We start from the raw sequence: 24,459 nt of genomic DNA on the forward strand, positions 1-24,459 counted from the left end.
ACCACTCAAACGGACGCGGCCGCTGTCGCGGAGGTCGAGTGCGTTCGCAGCACTCCCTCCGGGCAGTTGCCCAAGAGACACCATCCGTCTGCCTCGTTGCTGCCCCGCGACTTGTCAGAGAACTACCGAGTTCTCGGTCGCGACAACAGTAAGGAGGTGGGACGAATGGTGCGAAGCATCGTCATCCCGCATGACCCAGCCCGTTCCCCGCGGCTGAGACACCTGGCCACGGCCGGCGAGTTTCAGGACGTCGTGGACGGCTGGCTGGGCCTGGTCGAGATGCCCGCCCTGGGCGTCACGGTCTATGTCAACGAGGCAGCGAGGCGCGACCGCGCCCCGATCAACTGCCGCGCGATGGCGCTGTGGTGGCTGTATACCGCTGACCCGATGCAGGGCCCGATCATCCTCGGCGACGTCATCCTCACCGGCAACGGCGAGCTCGATGCTACCGGCGATGTGCCCGAGGTCCTGGTGCAGGACATCTTCGAAGCACGGAGGTTCATCATCGAGGGACGACGTCATGGAGAGGACGCGTGGCGCGACACCTACGCGCGCTTCGACAGCATCTTCGACGCCGCCACCTGGTGCCTCGTGCTCAGCAACACGCTACGCGCGGCGCTCGAGCTGCGGCTTACCAGCCGCGCGGTAAAGGCCGCGACGTGCTTCGATGACCCGTTCCGAGAAAGTGATGCGCTGTGGTGAGGGCGCTGCGCATTCCGGCGGACCAGGATGAACCGATCACGGAGCTGTACGTCGACAAGCTCGAGGACTACCAAGCCGCGGTGGGCGGCTGGATCGAACCGGTCGACATCCCGGAGCTCGGGATCACGCTCTACGTCCACGAGGAAGGTCTGGTGCTGGGGTTGCCCTTCAACCCCCGCGCCACCTTCCTCTGGTGGTACTTCGTCCTCGAAGCGCGGCAGAAGGCGATGCTGGTCGGGCCGGCGCTCATCGTCGGGCTCCCGGACCGGAATGGTGACAGCACCAGCATCCCCGGCGGAGTTGTCGACGTACTCACGGGCACCGGGCCCTGGCGCGTCGAGGTGAAAGTCCACGGCGATCAAAAGTGGTACGGCAACCAGGCGACGTACTCGGACTACTTCGAAGCGCTCGTCTGGGCGATGGTCACGCTGGAACGCTGGACTCAAGCCGAAGACGTTTGCGTCGTTCCCGCGGGTCCCGGCCCTGGCGAGAAGCTCGCCGAGGGAGCGGACCGCACCGAACCCGCCGCCTGACGGACTCAGGCACACGCATCACCACAGCGGCGACCGCCCGGACCTAGAGAACTTCGAGTACTCGGTCCGGTGCGGTTGCCGCCTTCTTCATGTCCGGAACGAAGCGTTGCGGCCCATTGACCATTCGACTGGGCTTTCGTATAACTAGGGCAGGAGCGACCTCATGACACGAGCCGCTCAGCACCTTCGATCGACTGTCGCGGGCCCGCCCACTTGTGGGGACCGCGCAAGTCGTGCCGCCGTACGCCCGGTCTCTTTTTGGTTGAGTGAGGCGTGCGGCACCCTTGGCGCCACTCGCCTGAACCGAGCTCACTGCGAGGTCGGTCCGGACGAATGCTGCCACGGCTGTGGATAACTCCGTCGACGCCTGCGCCTCGGCGCTAGCGTGATCCCATGCTGCTCCAGTTCCCCGGCGACCCGCTCGAGTTCGCCACCAGGAACTGCCCCGGCTGCCTGTCGCCGCTGGAGGCACGCAGCTTCGGTTGGTGGTGTCCTTCGTGCGAGGCGGCGACCGCTCCCGACGAGAGTTCCGCGGTGTCCGACACGGGAGCTAGCATCGAACATCTCTACGACGATGGGGATGATAATGCGAGTTCCGGTACGTGAGGACATCCAACTCTGGTGTGAGGCTGGTGTACCCCGCCGGCTCGTCTGGCGCCAGGAACGCTGGCGTGTGATCGACACGCCCACTCTCCAATCAAGCGGCAATCTATGGGACGCCTGGCGTTTCACCGCCAGGTCAGACCAGGACCACCGCACCGTCGTCGTCGACGTCGAGCGCGTTGGAGAGCGCTGGCTGCTCGTCGCTGCCTGGGACTAAGGGCCGGTGGGCCAGAACCGGCGCTACGACCTCGTCGGACGGGACATCGAGCGCGCAGACCGGGCTCGCGCGCAGCGCGGCACTCCGCTCGGGCTCTCGATCGACGAGGTGCGCGCCACCGGTCGGCGCCGCGACGCCCGAGAACCCATCCCAGTGACAGCGCGGCTCCAGTTCCAGGTTGCCCATGTCGAGCCGAGAGTCGTCGAAGCCGTCGCCGTCGCATGGACCGATGCCGCGGTGCTTGTGCGGTGGCTTAGTGAGTACCGGCAAGAGCATCACGCTTGGGTGTACGCCGGTGCTGTGACACGAGCGTCGTCGCGCGGCCAGGTCCCACGCGACTGTTAGCCTCCAACCATGAGTCAGCAGGCGCCCGCAGGATGGTTCGCGGATCCCTTCGGCCGTCACGAGCACCGCTACTGGGACGGCGCCCAGTGGACGGAACACGTCGGCTCGCAGGGCCGCCAGATGGTTGATGCACCTGTTGTTGCGCCACCGGCTCCAGTCGTCGCTCAGCAGCAGACTGTCGCGGTCGTGCAGACCGTCGCCCCGACTCCGGTCGCCAACAAGAAGGTGCAGCGGCAGCTACAGAAACTGGGCGTCGGCGATCCGAGTCGCGTAGGCGGCGGAACGCTCTTCACAGAGCAGGTGCTTGTGGTCAACCAGAAGGCGAAGCTCTGGGAGAAGAAGGCCGAGTACGCCGTCTTCAATCAGCACGGGCACAAGGTCGGTGGCGTTCGCGAGTACGGCGCGAGCATGTCGCGAATGGTCGTGGGTCGCGAGAACTCGACCAAGCGTCTTCAGATTGTCGACGCCGACGGCCGACCAGTGCTGACGCTCACGCGACCCGCGACCATGCTCAAGTCCAAAGTGATCGTGATGGGTGAAGACGGCACGCCTGTCGGCCAGATCGCACAGGAGAACTTCGGCCTCATGGCCTCAGTCCTCGGAGGCCGTTTCAACATCCGGTTCCGTATGGAAGCGGGCGGCGAGACGCTCGGGACGATCAATGCGGAGAGCTGGCGCGCCTGGGACTTCAGCATTCAAGATCCACAGGGCGCCGAGATCGGCCGCATCACGAAGGCCTGGGCCGGGTTCGGCAAAGAGAACTTCACGAAGGCGGACAACTACGTGCTGGAGATCTACCGCCCGCTCGAGGATCCGCTGCACTCACTCGTCGTGTCCGCGGCGCTCGTGGTGGACACGGTGCTCAAGCAAGGCAGCAGCGAACAGCGCAGTCGCTGAGCCGCCGTGCGCGGGCGCTCATTCGCCGTCACTGGTCTTGTCGTCGCTCGCTGCGCCTCGACCTCGGAGCCTGTCGCTGATAGTCCCGACTACCTTCTCTGCGCCAGTCTTGGCGCCCTCGAACGTCCGAACACCGAACTCACCGACGGCTTTGGCGCCCTTCTCCGTGATCTCGACCGCGTCGTCCCGGGCGTCGCTGATCGCCTCACGCCAGGGCTTCGGCTCGATGGCATGGCGGTCGCCCTCGACGCCGATCTTCTCGTGGAAGACGATCACGTCGCCCGCCACTTCGTTGCCCGAGCGCACGACGCGGCCAGCCTTGAGCGGATGAAAGAGCACCTGCTCGTTGGCGCCCACGGCGGCTGCGTCCATTCGCGATAGGAGTCGAGCAGTGCTGGTCGAGATGAGGTCTCGCCGCTTCTGCCGAGCCGCTCGAATCGCCGCCCGGTGGCGGTCGACGTCCCCTGGGCTTGAATCCAGCACTCTGTCGAGTTCGAGCACAGCGAGGCCCTCCTGAAGCTGGAAGCAGCGCGCCAGCACAGCGAGCCATTCCTCGACGGTGGCTTCCGCGGTGTCGGCGAGCTTGTCGAGTTCGCCGACGCGCGACTTCTTTTCCATCTTCTCGGCGAGGGCGTCGAGCTGGCGGAGTGCATAGGCCTGCGTCGTTGCGATGCTCTGCGCGGCGCCGTGCAGGCTCGACCACGTCACTTCGGAGACCCGGCCTACGTGCTCGCGCTTGAGCATGGCGTCATCGATGACCATCCCAACACCGATCATTTCAGCGATGGCCGCATCCTTCTGGGCGCGGAGGATGTCATCGACCTTCTCGTCGATGACCTTGAGGTAATCGGTGATCTCCTCCATGGTCTGCTGCATGGCCATCTGCGCCATGATCCCGGCCGCGCCGGCCAGCATCGCGGGATGGGTCAGCATCGACCCAACGGAGCCGGGCTTGGCGAACTCGAAGATCTTCGTGACCTTGCCCTTGCTTGTGGTCGCGATCGCCCGACTGACGCCTTCCGATGAACCCTTCATCGCGTTGCCTAGCTTCAACGCCTTGGCGGACTCCTCGGTCAGCTTCACCCACCGGCCAGAGTTCGCCGCGAGTTGCGACCCAGCCTGCGCGACGCCCGATCCCGCGTTGAGCGCCGAGCCGAGCTTTTGGTGCAGCTGCAGATCCTTCGAGGGAACGCCAGCGGAGGAGAGGAACAGCTCGACGGCCGTGGCGTCGCCGATGACGGCGAGCCCGTCGCCGTCGCTGATGAGTTCGATCTCGTCGCCCACCGTTCGCCCCATTCCGGGAGAGAAGCTCCCTGGGAGAACGTATCTCAGCCTGGAGACACCACGACCCGACGCAGACGTGAGCGGCTCATGTCCGTGTCGATGAATACAGTCGGAGTATGCGCCCGCTCTCGCCTACGCAGCTCTCGACGCTTCGGAAGATCGAGGAGTTCGGACTGACCGTTCCGACCGTCACGCTGGACGGGCCCTTCGCGATGACTCACCTCGACCTGCCGTGGCCGGGACACGAGATCGTGCGCGTCCAGACCGCTCGTCGCTTGGCGCGCGACGGGCTCATTGCGCCGCTGCAGTACACCCCACCGCCTGGGGAGATCATTATCGAATGGGAGATCACGGACGCTGGACGAGCGCTCCTGCGCGCTGTTGACGAAGCGACTCACGCCGGGGAGTTCGCATCATGAGCGAGGACTTCAAGGCAATCGCGGCGCGCATCGAGGCGAACCCGCTCGGTCGCCTCATGTACGGTCAGCGCGAACTCTTCCACTCCAACCTGATCGGCTGGTACTTCGACCAGCTGCCGGAAGTGGCCGACGCGACCTTCCGGCCGCTGGCTGCTCCCGGCGAGGACTCGCGCCGCTTCGTGGAGCGCGAGCGCGGCCATATGGATCTCGTGTTCCACTGGTCCGATCGTGCCCCGCTGGTGATCGAGAACAAGGTCTTCTCGCTGCCCCACAGAGACCAGCTCGAGGAGTACGAGGCGGCCGCGAGCAAGTGGCCGCACTCGCCGGCCCTCGTGTTGCTGTCCGTCAGCGAGCCGAACTTCGATCTGGTGGAGTGGCGGTATCTGAGCTACGCGGAGTTTGCCGATCGGATCATGGACGCGCTCCCCGCCTCCGACACGTCCTACGAGGTCGAGACGATGCGCCGCTACGCGGCGCTTGTCGCACACCTGCACCAGCTGGTGTCGGCGGTTGACGTGCAATCCGATGAGGAGCGCGTCTGGCTACCGGACAGCCTTCTCTCGGCGATCTCCAGCTCGCAGATGCGCGCAGCGCTTCGCAAGGCACGAGCCCAGCGGGTTGCCCGCGTTATCAATGACCTTCTGCCTGACTTGGAGCAACCCGCTGCCGGCGGTATGAGCAACGCGACACCGCTGGTCGAGTCCTTCGAGTACGTCTACACCCGCGGCATGCATCTGCATCTCGGATGGCAACTCCAGGGTGACCAGTTCCGCCGCGCAGCCGTCTACCACGACCAGTCCATTTCGGGCAGGAGCCAGGACTCTCGGCGGCGCCGCGAAGACGTCAGCCGCGAGCATCCCGAGTTCTACTCATTTCCTGCTCAGCTCCCGCAGGCGGTCGGCGGGCGCAAGGAGTTCAACCACTTCGCTCCATCCTTCGTCTACAAGTACGTCAAGGCGCCCGGCCTGACCATCGCGGACCTCAAGGCAGCGGCGGCCGATGTGCACGCGGAGATCCAGCGGTTTCGTGTTGAGGGCGCTACGGAAACGACGCCGGACGACGCGGTGCGCAAAGCGCCGTAGCCTTCCGAGCGACATAGGCAGCGCTGGCTACGCTCGGGGACGTGGAAGCGTTCGAACAGTTCGTCGCCCTAGCGCTGGAGGTGGAAGGGCTGGTTGTCTCCAGCGCGCTCAAGTTCCCGGTCAAGCGGCGGACGCGAAAGGCCGCTTACGAGGAGTGGCAGACACACGGCTTCGAGGTCGACCTTGTCGCGGCGCGGGCCGACAAGCTCGTGCTCGCGACGGTGAAGTCCTTCTTTGGATCGCGTGGTGTTGTGGCGGCGCACGTGCGCGGCGAGAGCGAGAATCGCACCTGGAACGCCGCCTATGCGCTCCTTAACGATGAGCAGATTCGCTCGACCGTGGTTGCGGCCGCAGCTGAGCGGTTCGGCTTTGATGTGTGCCAGGTGGAGCTGCGGCTCTACGTCGGAAAGTTCGCGGGTGGCGGCAACGAAGCGGCCGTGCGCGAGTGGTGCGCACAGCAGGATGTCGGGGTTGGACCCATTGTTGTCGTTGGCGCGGCCGAGGTCGTGAAGATCGTCCGCAACGTGGCGGGCTCTACGCAGTACCGCGACAACGCGGTCTTGGCAACGCTGAAGGTGCTGGATGCCGCGGGGTCGCTCGTCTAAACCCCACCGCGCCACGCTTGGCCAGATCAAAGCGCTGTCTGTGCGCCTCGCTACCCTGAGGGAGAACCATCTTCTCGGAGGTCCGGGAAGCGACGAAGGAGCGCCGTGACCCGGATCTTTGACAACATCGAGCTTCGCCTCGGTGAACACCTGCAGGCGACACTGCAGGATTTCGATCGCATGGACGTCGCGGTGGGGTACTTCAACCTCCGGGGGTGGAGCGAGTTCGACGAGATCGTCGCCGCGAAGGACGCGACGAGTGCGCCCGTCGCGCGCATCCTCATCGGCATGGTGTTCGCCGGCCCGGAAGAGGAGACCCTCGATCAGCTCCAGGCGACGGTCGACGGACAACCTCGTCCTGATGCCGACGCTCAGATCTCGAAGGAGCGCAAGGCGCAGCTCCTTGAGCACCTCCGGGTGCAGCTCATGCGCGGTGCCCCGACTGCCGCGGACCGCCGGACACTCGCCGCGCTCCGCGGGCACCTTGAGTCCGGAAAGGTCGAGGTGAAGGTATTCACCCGACGTCCGCTCCATGGCAAGACGTTCATCTTCCATCGGCAAGATCTCAACTCGCCGATCATGGGGTTCGTCGGCAGCAGCAACCTGACAGCGCCCGGACTGAATTCCAATCTTGAATTGAACGTCGACGTGCCGGACTCGTTCGGCGGCGGCAAGGATTTGTCCGCTTGGTTCGAAGCTCGCTGGAACGACCCCCACAGCCGGGTCGTCACCGCTGACTTGCTGACGCTCCTCGATGATTCGTGGGCATCGGTGCAGCCCAAGCCGCCCTACGAGGTGTTCCTGAAGCTCTGCTACGACTTGTCGCGCGACGTGCGCGAAGGTCAAGACGAGTACTCGGTGCCGCTCGAGGTGCAGTCGGAGTTGCTGGACTACCAGGCAACTGCGGTGCGCACGCTCGCTCGCCGGATCGTGACCCGCGGTGGCACGATGCTCGGCGACGTGGTCGGGCTTGGTAAGACCATTACTGCGGTGGCTGTCGCCTTGATGCTTCGCGAGGAGCACGGGTACTTGCCGCTGGTTGTGTGCCCGAAGAACTTGAAGCAGATGTGGGAGGACTACTTCGACGCCTACGAGGTGCCGGGTCGCGTTGTCTCATACACCGAGGCACACACAGTGCTGCCGACGATCAGCCGGTACCGGTTCGTCATCGTTGACGAGTCCCACACCCTGCGCAACGACAAGCGCCGAGACTACCAGGCAGTCCTCGAGTATCTCGACCGCGTAGGGGCGAAGGCGTTGCTCCTGACAGCCACGCCGTACAACCGCCGCTTCGAGGACGTGGCCAATCAGCTCGGCCTCTTCATCCAGCCTGACGAAGACCTCGGAATCTCTCCGGTGAACGCCCTGGCGGCGGACCCGAAGCTCGCCGACCGCGTCGATGGCAAAGTGACGACACTGCAAGCGTTCAAGCGTTCCGAGGATCCGGACGACTGGAAGCGCCTCATGAGTGAGCACCTCGTGCGCCGCACGCGCTCCTTCATCAAGAACAACTACTCCGAAACAGATGACGACGGCTCGAAGTACCTCCGCTTCGCCGACGGCACGAAGTTCCGGTTCCCGGACCGCGTTGCGCGCCCGATCGACCACCCGTTTGAAGGTGACGATCCGGCAGCGCTCATGGTGAGCGACAACACGCTGAACACGCTCCAGAACCTCGTCTTACCGCGATACTCCCTGATCGTCTACGTCGATGAGAAGCGAAAGTCCGAGTGGTCGGACGACGACAAGCAACTGGTCGAGAACCTGCGTCGGGCGCGTGGGCAGGTCGCTGGGTTCGTTCGTACGACGCTGTACAAGCGCCTGTCGTCGGGCGGCTACGCCTTCACGTTGTCGCTCCGCCGTCACGTCGCCCGCAACGAACTCTTCCTCTACGCGATCGACAACGGGCTGCCGCTCCCTACCGGCACTATCCAAGAGGCAGATCTGCTCGATGACGACGACATCATCGAGCATGAGGTTGATGATATGGAGCGGCTCGGAGACGCTGCGGCGCAGCGCTACCAGGCGCTGGTCGACACGGACCCCGCCTACATCACCTGGGTGCGACCGGAGCTGTTCACGCCTTCACTCCGCGACGCGTTGGCGGCTGACACGGAGGCGCTGGCTGCACTCCTCGATGCGTACGGCCCGTGGGAGATCGGGCGTGACTCCAAGCTCGCGGCGCTCGCGCATCTGATCACGGAGGACCACCCGAACGAGAAAGTTCTGGTCTTCACGGAGTACAAGGACACCGCGAACTACGTCGCGACCGCCCTTCGATCGCTTGGCATCGATGCGGTAGATGCAGCAACGGGTGACGACGACGACCCGACGCAGCTTGCGCGGCGCTTCTCGCCGAAGTCCAACAAACTGCGCGGGAAGTCCGAAGCATCGGACGCTGGCGACGAGTTGCGGGTGCTGATCTCGACTGACGTTCTGAGTGAGGGTCAGAACCTGCAGGACGCCCACATCGTGGTGAACTACGACCTGCCGTGGGCCATCGTTCGCCTGATTCAGCGGGCTGGTCGAGTCGACCGTGTCGGCCAAGAATCGCCCGAAGTGCTGCTCTACTCGATATTCCACGGCTCGCTGAATAACGTCCTCTCGCTTCGTCAGCGCATCGCCGATCGGTTGCAGCAGAACGCACAAGCCTTCGGGTCGGACGAGCAGTTCTTCGGTTCGGAGGACGAGGTGCGGACGATTACTGACCTGTACGACGGAACACTTGATGAAGCGGAGGATGTCGAGGACATCGACGCCGCGAGCCTCGCCTTCCAGTACTGGAGCAACGCTCTGCAGCAGACCCCGGAAGCCGCTGAGCGTGCGCGCCGATTGCCGGATCTTGTCGACGCGACCAGAGCGCGCCGCGTCACCGACCTCGAAGACGGCGTGGCTTGCTATGTCCGTACCGAGGCGGGTATTGACGGATTCGGCTGGACGACGTCGGACGGCGAAACACGACTGCTCACGGGCTTCGAGACGCTGCGCGTGTTCGAGAGCACACCCGACGAAGTGTCCGTTGAGCGCCTCGCGAACCATGACGAACTTGTGGGTGAGCTGGTGCGCGGACCGTTGGCGAATCCAGCAGTTGCCGCGGGTCGGCTCCGCGGCGTCCGGCGCCAGATCTGGAAGCGCCTTGGCGAGAGCCTCTTCGATTTCGGCCCCGAGGCCTCCGCGGCGCTCGATCTGCTGTACCAGCACCCGCTCACGAATGAGGCCGACCGTCGGTTGCGGAATGCCGTCCGCAACGGCGCCTCCGACGACGAGCTGGCCAATCGCGTCGCAGCGCTGGCACGCGAGGACAAGCTGGTCATCGAGCGCCGTTCGGGGAGCGACTCGATCCGAATCGTCAGCACCATGGGAGTGAGCCAGTAGTGGATAGTGCAGTGCTGCTCGGTCTTGTCGATCACCGCGAGTTCCGTGACCTCTTCGTCGATCACCTCGGCTGGAGCAACCCCGACCAGGGCGAGCTCAGCGTTGAGGTGGACGACGGTGCACACACCTTGACGCAGGTCGCGGGTTTCAAGGGACTTCGTGTCTGGTTCCATGACGGGTTGCCCTCGCGGTCAATTCAGCGTCAGATTGACCAGGCCGTCGGAGCGAAGAACCTCGAGCGACTCGTCATTTTTGCCGATGAACATAACCAGGCGTGGCGTTGGCCACGACGGGCTCAGATGGGCGGCGCGAACGCCAAACTCGTGCTCCACGAGCGCCGTGTCGGCGACAGTGATGCCCGACTAGTCCGTCAGCTCGAGGCGATCGCCATCGGCTTCGAGGAGGAACTCACCCTCGTTGACCTGCTATCGCGTATGCGCGGAGCATTCGATCACGAGGCGGAGACCACCGCGGCCCAGGCGGCTCGCCTCATGAGCACGCTGTATGCCGAGCTTGAGGCGGCGGGGTGGGATCAGCACAACTCGACGCTCCTTCTCGCTCGCCTTCTGTTCCTCTACTTCGCCGACGACTCTGGCATGTGGAAGCACTCGGGACGGCCGGACCAGTTCCAGGCATTTCTGGTCAACGACACCACAGACGAAACGCTTGCGGACGACCTGAGCGCGCTGTTCGAAGCGCTGAGCCACGAGCAGCGCAGAGCCGACCTGCCGGAAGTAGTTCGCGCGTTCCGTTATGTCAACGGCGGCCTGTTCACGGACGAGTTCACGATGGGTCCGCTCACCGAGACGTTCCGTGCTGAACTGATCGATGCTGGCGACTTCGACTGGTCCGTGATCTCGCCAGCAGTCTTCGGATCGATGTTCCAGACCGTCAAGACCCGCTCGGACCGTCGAGGCGGCGGCGAGCACTACACGACCGAGACCAACATTCTTCGGACGATCAACCCGTTATTCATGGATGGCCTGCGAGATCGGCTTGAGCGTGCATGGAACGATCGCGGCCAATTGACTCGGCTGCACAACGAGCTCGGCAAGATCCGTGTACTCGACCCAGCGTGTGGCTGCGGCAACTTCTTGATCGTCGCCTACCGAGAGCTTCGCGCGCTGGAGCTCGAGCTGTTGCTTCGGCAGCGCGAGCTCGACCTGCAGGACAAGGGAAAGGACTACGCGCAGCTCTCGTTCGACGTCACGGGCGATCTCAAGGTTCGTCTCGATCACTTCTACGGCATTGAGATCGAAGAGTGGCCGGCCCGCATCGCGGAGACCGCGATGCTGCTCGTCGACCACCTAGCCAACCAGCGGATGGCAGAGGACTTCGGACTCGCGCCGGACCGTCTGCCGATTCGGATCGCTCCGACGATCCACCTTGGCAGTGCGCTGACCATCGACTGGAACGATGTGGTTCCCGCTGATCAACTCGCATTCATCGTTGGGAACCCACCGTTCTACGGGTCGCGGAAGATGGACAAGACGCAGAAGGCGGAGTTGCGGGCGGTTGCGCACGGAATCCGCGAGGCAGGCTTTCTCGACTTCGTCGCTGCGTGGTACCTCTTGGCCGCGCGAATGATGGCGGCCAATCCAAAGATTCGTGCCGCTCTCGTCTCGACGAACTCAATTGCGCAGGGAGAGCAGCCAGCGATCTTGTGGCGACCGCTCTACAACGCCGGAGTGCACATCGACTTCGCGCACCAGACGTTCGACTGGCAGAACGAGGCTCCAGATCAGGCCGCCGTCGACTGTGTGATCGTAGGGTTTTCCGCCCAAGACGAGAAGCCAAAGCGACTCTTCACGTATGAGGGCGACGGTGCCGAGCCAATCGAGGTGAAAGTGACCACAATTAGTCCCTACCTGCTTGCGGGATCGGAGTACGTCGTTGGGAACCGACACACGCAGATTTCTGGGCATCGCGAGATGGCCTTCGGAAACATGGCGGCCGACGACGGCAACCTGATCTTCAGCGTCGCTGAGCGGCAGCAGCTGATAGGGGCCCACCCCGAGGCGGAAGATTGGCTACTCCCGTTCTATGGTTCGCGCGAGTACATCAATGGGAGGCTTCGCTACTGCCTCTGGCTTGACGGTGTAGAGCAACACGCCTGGCGCGCGGTCCCCGAAATCGTTCGGCGAGTGGAATCCAATCGCGTCACGCGAGCGGATTCTGCGCGTCCACAGCTTGCTGCAATTCCGCACCTCTTCGCGCAGATCACCCAGCGACCGAGTGGAAGTTTCCTTCTCGTCCCCAGAACATCATCGGAGCGCCGTCGTTACGTCCCGATGGGATTCTTCGAGGCCGGCGTTGTGGCGTCGGATGGCTGTCTCGTTGTCCCGGACGCCAGTTCGGCTGATTTCGCGCTTATGACAAGTGAGATCCACATGGACTGGATGCGAACGATCGGAGGTCGGCTCGAGAGCCGTTACCGATACTCGAAGGACGTGGTCTACAACAATTTCGTCTTCCCTGACGTGGATGACGCTGCTCAGGTGCAGCTTGCGCAGTTGGGGCACGACGTACTCGAGGTCCGACACCGATATGACGATCGAACGCTGGCTTGGATGTATGACGAGAGGACCATGCCCGCGGACCTTCGCGCGGCACATGGCGCCATCGATCAGTACGTCGACAGCCTCTACCGCCCCCAGGCGTTCACGGGCGGGAGTGAGCGCGTCGCGTTCCTACTAAGGCTCCACCAGGCGAGAGAGGCTGGTCTGCTAGGCCGCGTCGACGGACGGCGTCGAGCGCGCTAGTCTTCGCTGCTCAGACACGCCGAGAGTAAAAAAAAACGCGCGATATACTGACTCTCGTGTACCTTGATCTCATGACCGCAGAAGATGACGCCCTCTCCGCTCTCCAGGCTTCTGGACTCCTCGATGTCCTGAAGTGGGGTGCTCCGGTGGCATTCGCTACGACGGATCAGCACCACGACGAGGATCAGGGCCACGACCAGGGTGTCGTCGGTTATCTCAACTTCAAGCACCTGCGAGATCTCCTCGACCGGGCCACTGCGAACGGGCGCTTCAAGCTGGCCGATGGGCTTGGGAGCCTCGGCGAGGACGTGTTGAAGCGCGGGATCACCCCGAAGGCGTTCGACTCGATGCCGACTCTCCCGACGGACGCGGTCGTCCGCCGGGACTACAAGCAGTCCCCGGGATGGGCGATCGAAGGCTACCGCGTGCTGCTGCAGTCGTACCCGTTCGGCAAGATCGACGAGATCAAGTGGGTGCAGCGCAGCGATGCGAAGAAGCGCGTCGCGGACCAGCTATTCGTCGGCGACAACACCCTCTTCGATGACGAGGAGTTCGGGCTCGAGTCCATCCCTGGCATCCCGGATGACGACGACTTCGTCGGCGTGACGCTCGTTGCGGCGCACGCCTTCAACCCGACGACCAAGCAGTTCGAGCTCTACATCGGCCAGAGCAAGAACCCGGTGTCCGCCGACGATGACTGCTGGTACTGGAAGAAGCTGCTTCTCTCCGGCGGCACTCCGATCGGCGGGTCGGGGCTGCCGGTCACGCCGCAGATGCCAAGCGGCGGCGCCTCGACGGACGTCGAGGATGTGCCGGTGCGGATCAAGCGGACGGGTGCGGGCGAAGGGTCGGGCGCCGCGAATGGCTGAGGTGCGTCGACCGTCCCAGACGCTCGCCGCCGCAGCTTCGTTCTTCAACGGTGAGCGCCTCACCATGGCCCGTCAGCTCCAGGGGCTCAAGAAGTCCCACCTGGCCAGCCTCATCGAGATGTCGCCTGCCTCGGTAACGGCGTGGGAGAGCGGCGCCAAGCAGCCGAATCGTGCAACGGTGGCGAAGCTCGCGCTAGCGCTCCGGGTAGAGCCCCAGTTCTTCGGGGGAGGTGCGCCGCCCAACGTCAGCAAGCCGAACTTCCGATCGCTGCGCTCGACTCCGCAGGTGGCCCAGGATGAGGCCGAGGCGTACGGACGATTCGTGGCGGAAATCACCGGGATGCTCGACAACGCCGTCGAGTTCCCCGAGGCGCTTCTACCGGATCTGCCAGTCGACCCCGACGAACGGTCGATGACCCCGGAGCAGGCGGCACGGGAGGCTCGTGAGTACTTCGGCATCGCGCCGGGGCCGGTGCAGCATGTCGTGCGCCTGGTCGAGCGCAGCGGAGTCGTCGTGGTGTTCAGCGAGCCAGGTGTGGCGTCGATCGACGCGTACTCGCTGCACTCGGCAACGCGTCCGATTATCGTGCTGAACCCGGTAAAGGACGACTACTACCGGCAGCGCTTCGACGCGGCCCACGAGCTTGGGCACCTGATCATGCACCACGATGCCGAACCGGGTGGGAAGGTCGCCGAAGAGCAAGCCAACCGGTTCGCGTCTGAGTTTCTGATGCCAGCCGAGGAGATCGCGCCGTCTCTTCCCACCTCTACCGCAGGCAAGGCATGGGCAACGCTGGCCGAGCTCAAGGAGTACTGGGGTGTCAGCCTGGCGGCGCTGCTCTATCGGGCGCGGGCGCTCGGGATCATGAGCGACGTCTCGTACCGGAACGCGGTCATCCGTATGTCTCAGAACGGCTGGCGCCGGTCGGAACCCGGGCGGATCTCGTCGTTGGAGATGCCGTCGATGCTGCCGCGCGCCCGGGAGGTACTGCGCGAAGCGGGTGTCGATGAGGCGTCCTTCCTTGCAGGCTCTGGCCTACCGGTCGGGCTGTACGAGATCGCGGCGTCACGAGTGCCGGTTTCGGTGGCGCTGTCATGAGGGTCGCCAAGATCCGGATCGAGCGTTTCCGGGGCTTTGAGAGCGCGAGTTTCTTGCTGCCTGCGGATCTAGTTGTCGCCGGAGAGCCGCGGGCCGGACGGAGCGACTTCGTCGAGGCGCTCCGACGCGTGCTAGATCCGAGGAGCACCCGCGCGCGGGTCAACCCTCTCGACATCTTCCGGCCCGTGGGGGCCGGCACGGACGAGTTGCTGACCGAGGTGGAGGTCACACTCCTTGATCTGGGGGAGCTACTCGAAGCTATTCTGAATGACAGCCTCGAGGCGTTCGACGGTGCGACCGCGGAGCCCGCCGGGACGAGTGGTGCCGGCGAGGCGGTGCTTGGTGTCCGGCTTTGCTACCGGATCCGCTATGACCTCGATTCGGACAGTGGCGATCACTGGGTGGACTTCCCAGCGCGAAGCGATCCGGCGGCGAACTCGTTCAAGCGTGTTAGCCGGGTGGAGCGCGAGGCGCTTCCGGTGCAGTTCATCGACAGCTCGCCTGCGTTGCAGCTCCGTGCTGAAGGCGCCCTGCGCACCCTTCTTGTAGCGGCGGATTCGAGCGCACTCGACGAGGCGCTGTCACAGCTCGATCAAGACGTACAGTCGGCGACCGGCGATTTCGCAAGCGCGTCGGTCGTGACTGAGGTGCTCGGCAATGTGCTGGATGCGGGTCCAGAAGTGCTTTTCGGCATTGAAGATCCGGACGCAGTGGAGTTCGCCGCGGATGACGGATCGCTCGCGGCGCTCCTTCGGGCGCTGCAGCCCGCTCTCGCACTGAACGCAGCTGGACCGCTCCCCATCCGTTCCCACGCATCCACGATCCAGAGCGTGTTCTCGGTGGCTGAGGCGATCGCGGCAGCGCGTGACGCAGGCTCCGGTGTCGTCGTCATCGCGGATGACTTCGGGGATGGCTTGGATGCCTCATCGTCTGAGTACATGGCGGGCCTGCTCCACTCGACCGCCGGCCAGTCAATCCTGACCACGCGTCGTTCTGAAGTCGTTCGCGCGTTTAAGCCGGAGGAACTCGTGCGCTTCGTGCGCACCGAGGAGGGTCGCGCTCAGTATCGACTCCCTGAGACGACAGACAAGGCCGCCCGCATCACGCGGCGGCTGGTGCTCGATCAGTTGCTTTCCGCGCTCAGTGCGCGCGTTGTTGCGCTGGTGGAGGGCCCCCTGGACGTCGAAGGCTACGGCCCGCTTGCCGCGAGACTCTTCAAGAAGTCCGGAGATCGCAAGCACAGTCTGGCCGCGAACGGCATCCGTCTGATCGCCCCTCCAGGCACTGATGGCGGCATCACGCGGCTGCCGGCCGTGGCCGAGATAGCGCTTCAGCTCGGGTTCCGCGTCCGCGCCGTTGTGGACAACGACAAGCCTGGGCAGGAGGATCCCGCCGTCGCTCGCTTGGCCGAACTCTGCGAACAGCTCGTGGTGCTCCCCGACCGTACGGCGGTCGAAGCTGCGCTCATTCGCGGGATTCCGGGGGAGAAGCTGCGCGACGTCGCCGAATCGCTTGCGGAGCTCGGAATGCCTCCGCTGCCGGATGGCATCGATGACGATGCAATTGCAGAGCACCTCATCACGAAGAAGATCTTGAAGAAGCAAGGTTTGGGACCGGCATGGGTCGAAGCCTTGACCCATCAGCCGCCAATAGCTCGAGCTGTCATCGAGGCACTGTGCGGCGGCGACCTGGGGCGCATCGATATCCCTCCGCAGTCATGACCTGGGAAGCGCAGAACCCCGAACAGGCGCAGGTAGTTGCCACTGAAGCGGAGCTGACGGTCGTGCTTGGCGGGGCCGGAGTTGGAAAGACGACGAGCGCGCTGGCTGCCGCGGCCGCGCATCTTGAACGCGTTCGCGAGTCCAAGCCGCACGAGAGGGTGTTGTTCCTTTCATTCTCCAGAGCGTCGGTGGCGCGGATTGCTTCGAGAATGAGTGCGGTCCTCGGGAGTCATGCTGACCGCGTTGATGTGATGACGTTCCACTCCCTGGCCTTCTCCGTGGTGCGGAGGTTCGGGAGTCTCGTCGGCCAAGCTGATGCGGTACTGGTGAGTCCCGCCCGAGAGAAGCTCGGACTGGCGCCCAAGGAGATCGGATACGGGCGGCTGATCCCGCTTGCTCTGGAGATTGCTCGGGCGGCGCCAGCGGTCGCGGCGCACCTTCGTTCTCGGTGGGGGCTTGTGATCGTCGATGAGTTCCAGGACACCGGCGATGCGCAGCAGGAACTGCTCGAGCTCATTGCCCCATCCAGCCGCATGATCCTGCTTGGCGACCCCAACCAATGTATCTACAGCGCGTTCCTGGCGGCTGATGGAGTGCGTGTTGAGCGGATCACCGAGGCGTGCGCGTCAGCTGGGCAAGGGAACACGATCCTCCTCCCAGAAACGTCCTTCCGGGATCCATCCGGCGTTATCCCAGCCGTGGCGAACGCCGTCCGAACCCGTGCGTTCGGCTCGCCTGCGATAGCCGCAGCTAGCGGGGACGGTCGCCTAATCGTAAAGAGTGGGATCGACCTCAGCGACGAGGCATCCACCGTGGCGCAACTTGTAACCGAGCTGAGTGCTGAGGGGCTCGGTGTCGCCGTGTTCACCCACCACAACGACATGCTCGCCTCCCTATCGGACGCGCTGGAAGCCGACGGGATTGAGCATGAGATCGCCGGACTAAGCGACGCTCTGGCATCCGCGTTGGATGCACAAGCCACCATGTTGCGGTTCCGGTTCGGCGAGGCAGCGTGGGACCACGTCCTCGAGTCGCTTGCGGTCTTCCTCACAAGCGCACAGCGAGGATCGCAAGTGCCCGTTCTCGCGACCCAGGTTCTCAACGGCACAGGGCCGCAGACACTCCGTCAGCGGCTCGATGCGTTACGCACCAGGCTCACTGAAGCATCGTCTGTGGACGTGGCTGTCAGCGAGGCGCGAGAAGCACACGACACCCTCGGGCTGCCCCAGAAGTCGGGCGCGTGGCAACAGGCAGGGGTCCTTCTCTCGGTGATGAACGCTCGGGCAGCGCGCGTGGGTCGCGACCTGAGCGGCGTGCAGATCGTTGCGTCGATTTGCGCGGAGGCGCGCGAGGCAAGTTACGCGGCACTGACCGAGTCGGCTCTGAACCCACGAGAAGTGCAGCTGATGAATCTCTACCAGACGAAAGGTCGGGAGGCAGACGCGACCGTGGTCGTTCTCCGGGAGGGCGACTTCATGGGCTACGAGACCGAGCCATTTCCGAACACGAGCCGACTGCTCTACGTCGTGTTCTCTCGCGCGCGCCAGCGAATCATCGTGCTGCTCGTTGGGAGCCAGTGGCACGCGGCTGTCGCGCCGCTCGCACGTCTGGCGACATAGAGATCCGTGGATATCTCGATGCGAGGCGTCGCACCAGGATTCTCGGGCCACTTCGGCGCTCGGGCAAGGATGCCGTCGAATCAGCCCGTTTAAGCAGTTATGCCTTTCTCCGAGGGGCACGCGGACGCATGTTTACGCCCACGCGGTGCAGAGCGCGTGCGACAGCACCCTGGGAGAGCTCATGCTTCGTCTGAAGCTCCCGGATTGTGGCGCCCGAGTCGTATTCTCTCGCCATCCGGCGAGCTTCAGCATCGGTAACGATGCGCTTCTTCACGACCACGGCGTTGTCGCGTAGCAGATTCGTCACGGCCGACGCCGAGACCCCGTGCTTCTCTGCCAAGCTACGGGCGCTCTCGCCCGCCTCGTATCGACGCACGATGTCCTCAACCTTCTTTGGTCCGAGACGCTCGGATAGGCCGTGAGCTCGGTACGCAGTGCGATCGCTCAGACCTTCGCTTCTGTTGCCAGGAACCGCGAGATTCCGCAGTTCCTCGATTGTCAACGGGATGTTCCAATGGTTAGAACAGAGGTCTCTTACGTCAGCCAGTCAGAGAAGGCCCGGATTCACGGCGAAGAGCCGCGATCCGGGCCTCTGTCGTTCCCGGGCAGGACGGGGCCCACGAGGCGTCCGTGACGCGGATGAGGTTGCCGTTCCGTAGGCTGGAGGCATGGGATTCCGCGAGACCGTCCGCCGCCTGAACGACGCGAACAGCGTGACGCACGGGGTGGTGACCACTGTCCTCACGGCCGGCCTCGCGGCGATCGAACCGCGCCGACTCACGACCGGACGCCGGGTGGCTTATCGGAGCGCCATCGCCGCGCTGACCGCGTGGACCGTGTGGGCGAGTCTCCGGCCCGCCGACGAGCCGGACCTCCTCGGTCCGATCGGCCGCGGGGCGGTGGCCACGGGCGCCGGCGGCACTGCGTTCGGACTCGCCGAAGCGGGCGAGGCTCTCGACGCGCGCCTCCACGACGGTCTCGTCCGCGCCGGCGCGCGGCGCCCGCGGTTGTGGCTCGTCGCAGGACAGGCTCTTCTGTCGCTCGGATCCTGGTGGGTCGGCCGACAGGGCACGCGAGCCGATTCGGAGCGCACCGAGGATGCCGAGCCGGCGGATCACGTCGAGCTGACGGCGGAACTGCGTGCCCTCGCCGAACTCCTGCTGTCCGCAACGGATGATCACGGTGCTCCGGCGCTGCGTGCGCAGCTCGTCGACGCGCGGCTGGTGCGCGACGACCCTGAGGAGGCGTTCTGGCCCTGGCTGAGCCTGGAGACGCCGACCGAGGGGCCACGGGCCGTGCCGGGCACGGCGACCTTCCCGGTGCTCGGCCGGTACCGCACGCTCGACGACCGTTCGTTCGACGTGCGTCTGCGTGTCGAAGGCGGACGGATCGACGGCCTGCACATCGACGAGGGCGATGACTGGACGGACGAGCAACGGACGCGCTGGGATGAAGCGGACCTCGATCTGAGCGCTCTCGGGAGCTGGCCGACGGCGGACGCGCTCGAGCTCTTCATCGAGACCCCCGACGGGTATCGGTCGGCGGCGCAGTGAGGCTGTGCGCCGAGCCCGGTCGCCCTCGGCTGAGGAGCGCTCACGCGGCATCGAGGAAGGGCTCGTACCGGTAGCCCGTCTCGTCGAGGATCGACACCGTCGATTCGGGGACCTCGAGGAACGCGCCCGGCAGATCGTTCAGCGGCTCGGAGACGATCACGTGCGCATGCCGACCGAAGACGCGCAGACGATCCGCATCGGGGTACATCCCACGAAGCGTCTCGATGTCCGTGGAGTGGAAGAGGGAGCGGGAACGTCCGACGGTCGAGTAGCGGAAGGCCCACACGGTGGTGCCGTCGGACACCGCGAAGGTTCCCTGCACGGGGAATCGGACACCGTGCTCGTGCCCCACGCGCTCGGCCTCCCGAACCGCCGCCCGCATCCCCGCGATCGGATCGTCCTGCAGGCCGAGGGTCAGGGCGAGGTGGAACAGCACCTCAGAGTCGGTGGTGCCCTGGATCTCCGGGTAGAGGGAGGGATCGACGGCGAGGGTGAGGTCGCGTTTCACGGTCAGGAACTCCGCCACGCCGCCGTTGTGCATGAAGAGCCAGTTCGCGTGCCGGAACGGGTGGCAGTTGGTCTGCTGGACCGGCGGCCCGGCGGCAGCTCTCACATGGCTGAAGAACAGCGGGCTGCGTATCGTGCGGGAGATCTCGCGGAGGTTCAGGTCGTTCCAGGCGGGCTCCATGCTGCGGAACAGTGCAGGCATCGGAGGCTGCCCAGAGCCGTCACCGTTCGACACCGGATACCAGCCGAGGCCGAACCCATCCCCGTTCACGGTCTCCGCGCCGAGCGGCGAGTCCAGGGACTGCGCCACGAGGGAATGTCGCGCGTCGAGGATCACCTCCGACGGATGCAGCGGTTCTCCCACGTACGCCAGCCACCGACACATGTCGACACCTCGTCCCCGACCCGATCAGGTCTGTGCCCGACGATACGCCCGCTCGCCCTTCCCGGCGACAGCGGCGGATGGGGAACCGGCTACTCGCACTCCCCGAGGAACCCGAGATAGCACACGGCCTCATGCGTGACGGCCGGCTCGGCATCGTCGTTCGAGACCTGGCGCGTCGCCGTCTCCGGCGTCCGGGTGAGATGCCCGAAGTCGCCCAGGGAGGCCACGTACATCCCGTCCGCGTCCTCCGCGATCATCCGGTCGATCTCGGCGCGGTGCTGCGCGCACAGGTCCGCGGAGGCGGGGACGAGGTCGACCCCGGCGCACGCGCCCGCGTACTCGGCCTCCATGAGGCCGATGCAGTCGGTCCAGTCCTGGTCCACTGCGCACGGGCTCACGCCGTCGTCGGCGACGAGGTACTTGCCGGTCTCGTACTCCTCGCTGTGGAAGGTCTCGGGCTTCTCCGGCACGTCGATCTTGGTCCAGTGACGTGCTGTCGTGAGGGCGAACACCGTCACGATCGCGGCGATCAGGAGCAGCGCGCCCACGATGCCCAGCGTCACCCAGAGTCCGACCCGGCTCTTCCGCTCCGGGCTCTCCGCGGGCGCGGGGGCCCACGGGTCGGCCGCGGGTGCGGGCGGGGGTGCCGCGGCGAATCCTGGAGCGGCGGCGACGGGGAGCTCGTGTCCCCCGAGCGGTGCCGCTGCGGGCTCGGACGCCACCGGCGCCGTGGTCGCGAGGAGATAGTCGTACCAGGCCCGGCTCGCCTGCTCGTCCGCGGCGACCTGCTGCGCTTCGGCGTCGGTGAGCACGAGACCCCACGCGTCACGGGCCGGTGCATGGGGGAGGGCGGAACGGAATTCTTCGAACGACACGGGCATGCTCGCAGAATATCGGCTTCTTCCCCGCGACCCCGGCGGTCATCCGATGTCCCCGGCTCCTGGAACAATGACGAGGTGATCGGTATGAAGTCCTTCTGGAACGCGTTGCCCACCGAGGGGCGCTGGCTGCTGTCGACCGTGGCGATCCAGACCCTCGGGCGGGGGATGACGCTGCCCTTCACGATCATCTACCTCCACGAGGTCCGCGGATTCGACCTCGGGTTCTCAGGTGCCCTCATGAGCCTCATCGCGATCACGGGGCTCGTCGTCACCGGTCCCGGGGGCACGCTCATCGATCGCTTCGGCGCCCGGCGCGTGCTGATCGTGGGCCTGCTGGCGATGATCGCGGGGTGCACGCTCCTCGCCTATGCCACGCATCCCGCCGTCGCGACCGTCGCGGTCGTGCTCATCGGAATCAACTTCGGGGTCTCCTGGCCCGGCTTCAACGCGCTCATCGCCTCGGTGGTCGACGGCGAGGTCCGTCAGCAGTACTTCGGCGTGAACTTCGCCCTCGTCAACCTCGGCATCGGCGTGGGCGGGATCATCGGCGGCTTCTTCGTCGACGTGACGGAGCCGTCGACCTTCACCACGATCTTCCTCATCGACGCGGCCACGAGCCTCATCCCGCTCGCTCTGCTCCTCGGCCCGCTCCGGCACGTGCGCACGCAGCCGGACCCCGACCCGTCGGCCACCACCGAGGGCGGCTACCGGGAGATCCTGCGGCGCCCTGCGGTGCTCTGGATGACGCTGCTGACCTTCTTCTCCGTCTTCATCGGCTACGGACAGATCGAGGCGGGATTCCCCGCCTACGCCCGTCAGATCGCCCAGGTCTCGACCGCCGTCGTCGGCATCTCGTTCGCGGTGAACACGGCCGTCATCGTGCTGCTGCAGTTCGCCGTCCTCCGGCTCATCACCGGGCGCCGGCGCACCAGAGTCATGCAGGTCATGGCGCTCATCTGGGCCGTCTCCTGGGTCATGCTCGGCGCCGCGGGCCTGCTTCCCGACTCGGTCACGGCCGCGATCGCGGTGATCGCGTTCATGGGCGTGTTCGCGTTCGGCGAGACCATGATGCAGCCGACGATCCCGGCCATCTACAACGATCTCGCGACGGACCGCACCCGTGGGCGCTACAACGCCCTCAACTCCGCGGCCTTCCAGGGCGGGGCGATCCTCGGCCCGCTCGTTGCGGGGGTGCTCCTGGGGGTCGGCGTCAGTGGGTGGTTCATCGCGGTCATGGTCGCGGGCAGCCTCGCCGTCGGCGTGCTGGCGGTGGTGCTGGAGCGGGTGCTCCCGGCGGCGGCCAACGGCAGCAGCGCCGAGGTCCATCGAACGGACGAGGTCGAACGGACGCCGCCGGTCTAGGCTCCGAGTATGGCCCTCGAACCGCTCTTCCTCCGTCTCGACCGGATCGCGGGTGGGCGGCAGGCCGGTGTGCTGATCAGCGACGCCGGTCGCACCCATCCGCGGACCGTCCGTGCCTTCACCTGGATCCTCTGGCTCCTCGTCGCCGAACTGGTGCTCGGGGTGGGTGCCGTGGTGGTCGCCCTGGTGCTCGCCGCCGACGGCGACAGCGTGCCCTTCGCCGTGTGGATGCGCACCCTCGTGGTGCTGGCGATGACGGCGACGCTGTTCTACTTCGCGTGGCGCGCGCGCCGCGGATGGCGCTGGGCCTACCTCCGGCTGCGGTTGTTCGCGCAGATATTCCCCGTCATCACGCTCGTCATGGCGGCGATCCCCGGCCTCTACCCGGTGTGGATGGTCACCGAGCAGATCGTCTTCAGCCTGATCATGATCGGGATCGCGGACTTCCTCACCAGCGACCACATGCGGGCGGTCTTCGCGAAGGACGCCGACGCGGATAGCACGCCGGCGGGGTGAGACGCCACTCCCTTCCCGCCGAGACTGCGGTCACTCCACACTCGGAGGAGCTGCACGGCGGGAGGAGAGACGCATGGCGCGACTGGTGCGAGTGGTACCCGGCCAGGACCCGGGTTTCACGCGGAAGCGGACGAGCTCGGGATTCCGGTACGTCGATCCGACGGGGGAGCCGGCGCCCGAGGCGGATCGCGAACGCATCAGCGACCTGGTGATCCCGCCGGCATGGCAGGACGTGTGGATCGCGGCCGACCCGCTCGCGCACATCCAGGCCGTGGGCATCGACACGGCCGGGCGCAAGCAGTACCTCTACCATCCGCTCTGGCGGGTCTCCCGCGACCGTCGCAAGTTCGTCCGTGCGCTGGACCTCGCCGCGGCCCTGCCCAGCGCCCGGGCGCAGGTCACCAAGGCTCTCAAGGAGGACGGGCAGACGAAGGAGCGCGCTCTCGCGATCGCCTTCCGCCTCCTCGACGACGCCGCGCTGCGGATCGGTTCGGAACGCTACCTGGCGCGCCACGGCAGCCGGGGCCTGACCACGCTCCGCCGCCGCGACGTCCGCATCGACGGCGGCGACGTCGCCCTCTCCTTCCCGGCGAAGAGCGGACAGACCGCCGCGATCGAGATCACCGACGAATCCCTCGCCGAAGCCCTCACCGACTTCGCGAGCGGCGCCTCGACCGCCTTCCTCCTGGCGTACCGCAAGGGTCGGCGGCGGGTGAAGATCACAGCCGCCGAGGTCAACACGTACCTCAAGGACGTGCTGGGTGCCAGCTTCTCCGCCAAGGACTTCCGGACGCTGCACGGCACGATCATCGCGGCGGACGCCCTCGCCCGCATCGGAGCCCTCGACCGCCGCGGTCACCGGAACCAGGCCGAACGCCTCGCGGTGCAGGCGGCGGCGACCGCCCTCGGCAACACGACCGCGGTCGCCCGCAACAGCTACATCGATCCCCGCGTGTTCCGGCAGTACGCTCGGGGGCGGACGCTCGATCTCGACGTGACCCCGGAGACCGCGATCCGGCGACTGCTGGGCGGACCGGAGACGTCGCGCAAGGTCAACCGGCGAGGAACGGGGCGGCGCGGCTGAACGCGCCGATGCTCCCCGGTCGCCCCCGGGAAGATGCCA

General features: G+C 65.7%; 22 protein-coding genes. 17 read left to right on the forward strand and 5 right to left on the reverse strand.

Annotated elements, in window-relative coordinates; genetic code table 11:
- From B2W79_RS10545 to B2W79_RS10555, 3 genes are all read left to right on the forward strand, one after another.
- A partial coding sequence (locus B2W79_RS10545; protein ID WP_292789389.1) for a DUF3846 domain-containing protein occupies window positions 1-702 on the forward strand: 702 nt, incomplete at its 5' end.
- Window positions 699-1,235, forward strand: a complete 537-nt coding sequence (locus B2W79_RS10550; RefSeq protein WP_292789391.1) for a DUF3846 domain-containing protein — start codon at window positions 699-701, stop codon at window positions 1,233-1,235. The genes B2W79_RS10545 and B2W79_RS10550, both read left to right, overlap by 4 nt.
- A 393-nt stretch (window positions 1,236-1,628) precedes the next feature.
- Window positions 1,629-1,841 carry a hypothetical protein gene (locus tag B2W79_RS10555; RefSeq protein WP_292789393.1) on the forward strand — a complete coding sequence of 71 codons (213 nt, stop codon included), beginning with the start codon at window positions 1,629-1,631 and terminating at the stop codon, window positions 1,839-1,841.
- A 133-nt stretch (window positions 1,842-1,974) separates the two neighbouring features.
- Here B2W79_RS10555 and B2W79_RS10560 read toward each other — a convergent pair whose 3' ends face one another.
- Entirely contained in the window at window positions 1,975-2,331 is a 357-nt protein-coding gene (locus B2W79_RS10560; RefSeq protein WP_292789395.1) for a hypothetical protein, read from the reverse strand.
- 78 nt (window positions 2,332-2,409) lie between these two features.
- Between B2W79_RS10560 and B2W79_RS10565 the strand changes: the two genes are divergently transcribed.
- Window positions 2,410-3,297, forward strand: coding sequence for a phospholipid scramblase-related protein (locus B2W79_RS10565; RefSeq protein WP_292789397.1), 888 nt, complete (start codon window positions 2,410-2,412; stop codon window positions 3,295-3,297).
- 18 nt (window positions 3,298-3,315) lie between these two features.
- Here B2W79_RS10565 and B2W79_RS10570 read toward each other — a convergent pair whose 3' ends face one another.
- Window positions 3,316-4,581, reverse strand: coding sequence for a hypothetical protein (locus B2W79_RS10570; protein ID WP_292789399.1), 1,266 nt, complete (start codon window positions 4,579-4,581; stop codon window positions 3,316-3,318).
- A gap of 116 nt (window positions 4,582-4,697) precedes the next feature.
- Here B2W79_RS10570 and B2W79_RS10575 point away from each other — a divergent pair, with 116 nt between their 5' ends.
- The 9 genes from B2W79_RS10575 (at window position 4,698) to B2W79_RS10615 (ending at window position 18,132) form a co-directional block, all read left to right on the forward strand.
- The gene (locus B2W79_RS10575) at window positions 4,698-5,000 is read left to right on the forward strand and encodes a hypothetical protein (RefSeq protein WP_292789401.1); all 303 of its coding nucleotides are present in this window, start codon (window positions 4,698-4,700) and stop codon (window positions 4,998-5,000) included.
- Window positions 4,997-6,082 (forward strand): PD-(D/E)XK nuclease family protein, encoded by a 1,086-nt coding sequence (locus B2W79_RS10580; RefSeq protein ID WP_292789403.1) that lies wholly within the window; start codon window positions 4,997-4,999, stop codon window positions 6,080-6,082. The genes B2W79_RS10575 and B2W79_RS10580 overlap by 4 nt, the downstream gene beginning before the upstream one ends.
- A 41-nt stretch (window positions 6,083-6,123) precedes the next feature.
- The gene (locus B2W79_RS10585) at window positions 6,124-6,687 is read left to right on the forward strand and encodes a hypothetical protein (RefSeq protein WP_292789405.1); all 564 of its coding nucleotides are present in this window, start codon (window positions 6,124-6,126) and stop codon (window positions 6,685-6,687) included.
- Window positions 6,688-6,792: 105 nt separating this feature from the next.
- Window positions 6,793-10,062 carry a helicase-related protein gene (locus B2W79_RS10590; protein ID WP_292789407.1) on the forward strand — a complete coding sequence of 1,090 codons (3,270 nt, stop codon included), beginning with the start codon at window positions 6,793-6,795 and terminating at the stop codon, window positions 10,060-10,062.
- Between the two features lie 11 nt (window positions 10,063-10,073).
- Complete coding sequence (locus B2W79_RS10595) at window positions 10,074-12,824, forward strand: class I SAM-dependent DNA methyltransferase (protein ID WP_292789409.1); 2,751 nt, start codon at window positions 10,074-10,076, stop codon at window positions 12,822-12,824.
- Window positions 12,825-12,895: 71 nt separating this feature from the next.
- Complete coding sequence (locus B2W79_RS10600) at window positions 12,896-13,693, forward strand: hypothetical protein (protein WP_292789411.1); 798 nt, start codon at window positions 12,896-12,898, stop codon at window positions 13,691-13,693.
- Window positions 13,686-14,792 (forward strand): XRE family transcriptional regulator, encoded by a 1,107-nt coding sequence (locus B2W79_RS10605; RefSeq protein ID WP_292789413.1) that lies wholly within the window; start codon window positions 13,686-13,688, stop codon window positions 14,790-14,792. The genes B2W79_RS10600 and B2W79_RS10605 overlap by 8 nt, the downstream gene beginning before the upstream one ends.
- Window positions 14,789-16,513 carry a hypothetical protein gene (locus B2W79_RS10610; protein ID WP_292789415.1) on the forward strand — a complete coding sequence of 575 codons (1,725 nt, stop codon included), beginning with the start codon at window positions 14,789-14,791 and terminating at the stop codon, window positions 16,511-16,513. Before B2W79_RS10605 ends, B2W79_RS10610 begins: the two co-directional genes overlap by 4 nt.
- A complete protein-coding gene (locus tag B2W79_RS10615; RefSeq protein ID WP_292789417.1) occupies window positions 16,510-18,132 on the forward strand; it encodes a UvrD-helicase domain-containing protein in 1,623 nt (540 codons plus the stop codon). Before B2W79_RS10610 ends, B2W79_RS10615 begins: the two co-directional genes overlap by 4 nt.
- A gap of 97 nt (window positions 18,133-18,229) precedes the next feature.
- On the opposite strand, the gene B2W79_RS17655 is transcribed toward B2W79_RS10615, so the two are convergent.
- A complete protein-coding gene (locus B2W79_RS17655) occupies window positions 18,230-18,508 on the reverse strand; it encodes a helix-turn-helix domain-containing protein (RefSeq protein ID WP_396654745.1) in 279 nt (92 codons plus the stop codon).
- Between the two features lie 292 nt (window positions 18,509-18,800).
- On the opposite strand from B2W79_RS17655, the gene B2W79_RS10620 reads away from it, so the two are divergent.
- Window positions 18,801-19,685 carry a hypothetical protein gene (locus B2W79_RS10620; protein WP_071328482.1) on the forward strand — a complete coding sequence of 295 codons (885 nt, stop codon included), beginning with the start codon at window positions 18,801-18,803 and terminating at the stop codon, window positions 19,683-19,685.
- A gap of 40 nt (window positions 19,686-19,725) precedes the next feature.
- On the opposite strand, the gene B2W79_RS10625 is transcribed toward B2W79_RS10620, so the two are convergent.
- Entirely contained in the window at window positions 19,726-20,577 is an 852-nt protein-coding gene (locus B2W79_RS10625; protein WP_071328483.1) for a class II glutamine amidotransferase, read from the reverse strand.
- Window positions 20,578-20,666: 89 nt separating this feature from the next.
- Window positions 20,667-21,458: a hypothetical protein gene (locus B2W79_RS10630; RefSeq protein ID WP_071328484.1), complete on the reverse strand. Its 792-nt coding sequence runs from the start codon at window positions 21,456-21,458 to the stop codon at window positions 20,667-20,669.
- A gap of 75 nt (window positions 21,459-21,533) precedes the next feature.
- Here B2W79_RS10630 and B2W79_RS10635 point away from each other — a divergent pair, with 75 nt between their 5' ends.
- The 3 genes from B2W79_RS10635 (at window position 21,534) to B2W79_RS10645 (ending at window position 24,420) form a co-directional block, all read left to right on the forward strand.
- On the forward strand, window positions 21,534-22,820 hold the full coding sequence (locus tag B2W79_RS10635; protein ID WP_349680467.1) for an MFS transporter: 1,287 nt from the start codon (window positions 21,534-21,536) through the stop codon (window positions 22,818-22,820).
- Between the two features lie 9 nt (window positions 22,821-22,829).
- Window positions 22,830-23,336 (forward strand): hypothetical protein, encoded by a 507-nt coding sequence (locus tag B2W79_RS10640; RefSeq protein WP_071328486.1) that lies wholly within the window; start codon window positions 22,830-22,832, stop codon window positions 23,334-23,336.
- Window positions 23,337-23,409: 73 nt separating this feature from the next.
- Window positions 23,410-24,420, forward strand: a complete 1,011-nt coding sequence (locus tag B2W79_RS10645) for a DNA topoisomerase IB (RefSeq protein ID WP_292789423.1) — start codon at window positions 23,410-23,412, stop codon at window positions 24,418-24,420.
- Window positions 24,421-24,459: the final 39 nt, after the last annotated feature.

The sequence above is a fragment of the Microbacterium sp. UBA7513 genome, assembly GCF_002478345.1.
In the GTDB taxonomy this organism is placed as follows: Bacteria; Actinomycetota; Actinomycetes; order Actinomycetales; family Microbacteriaceae; genus Microbacterium.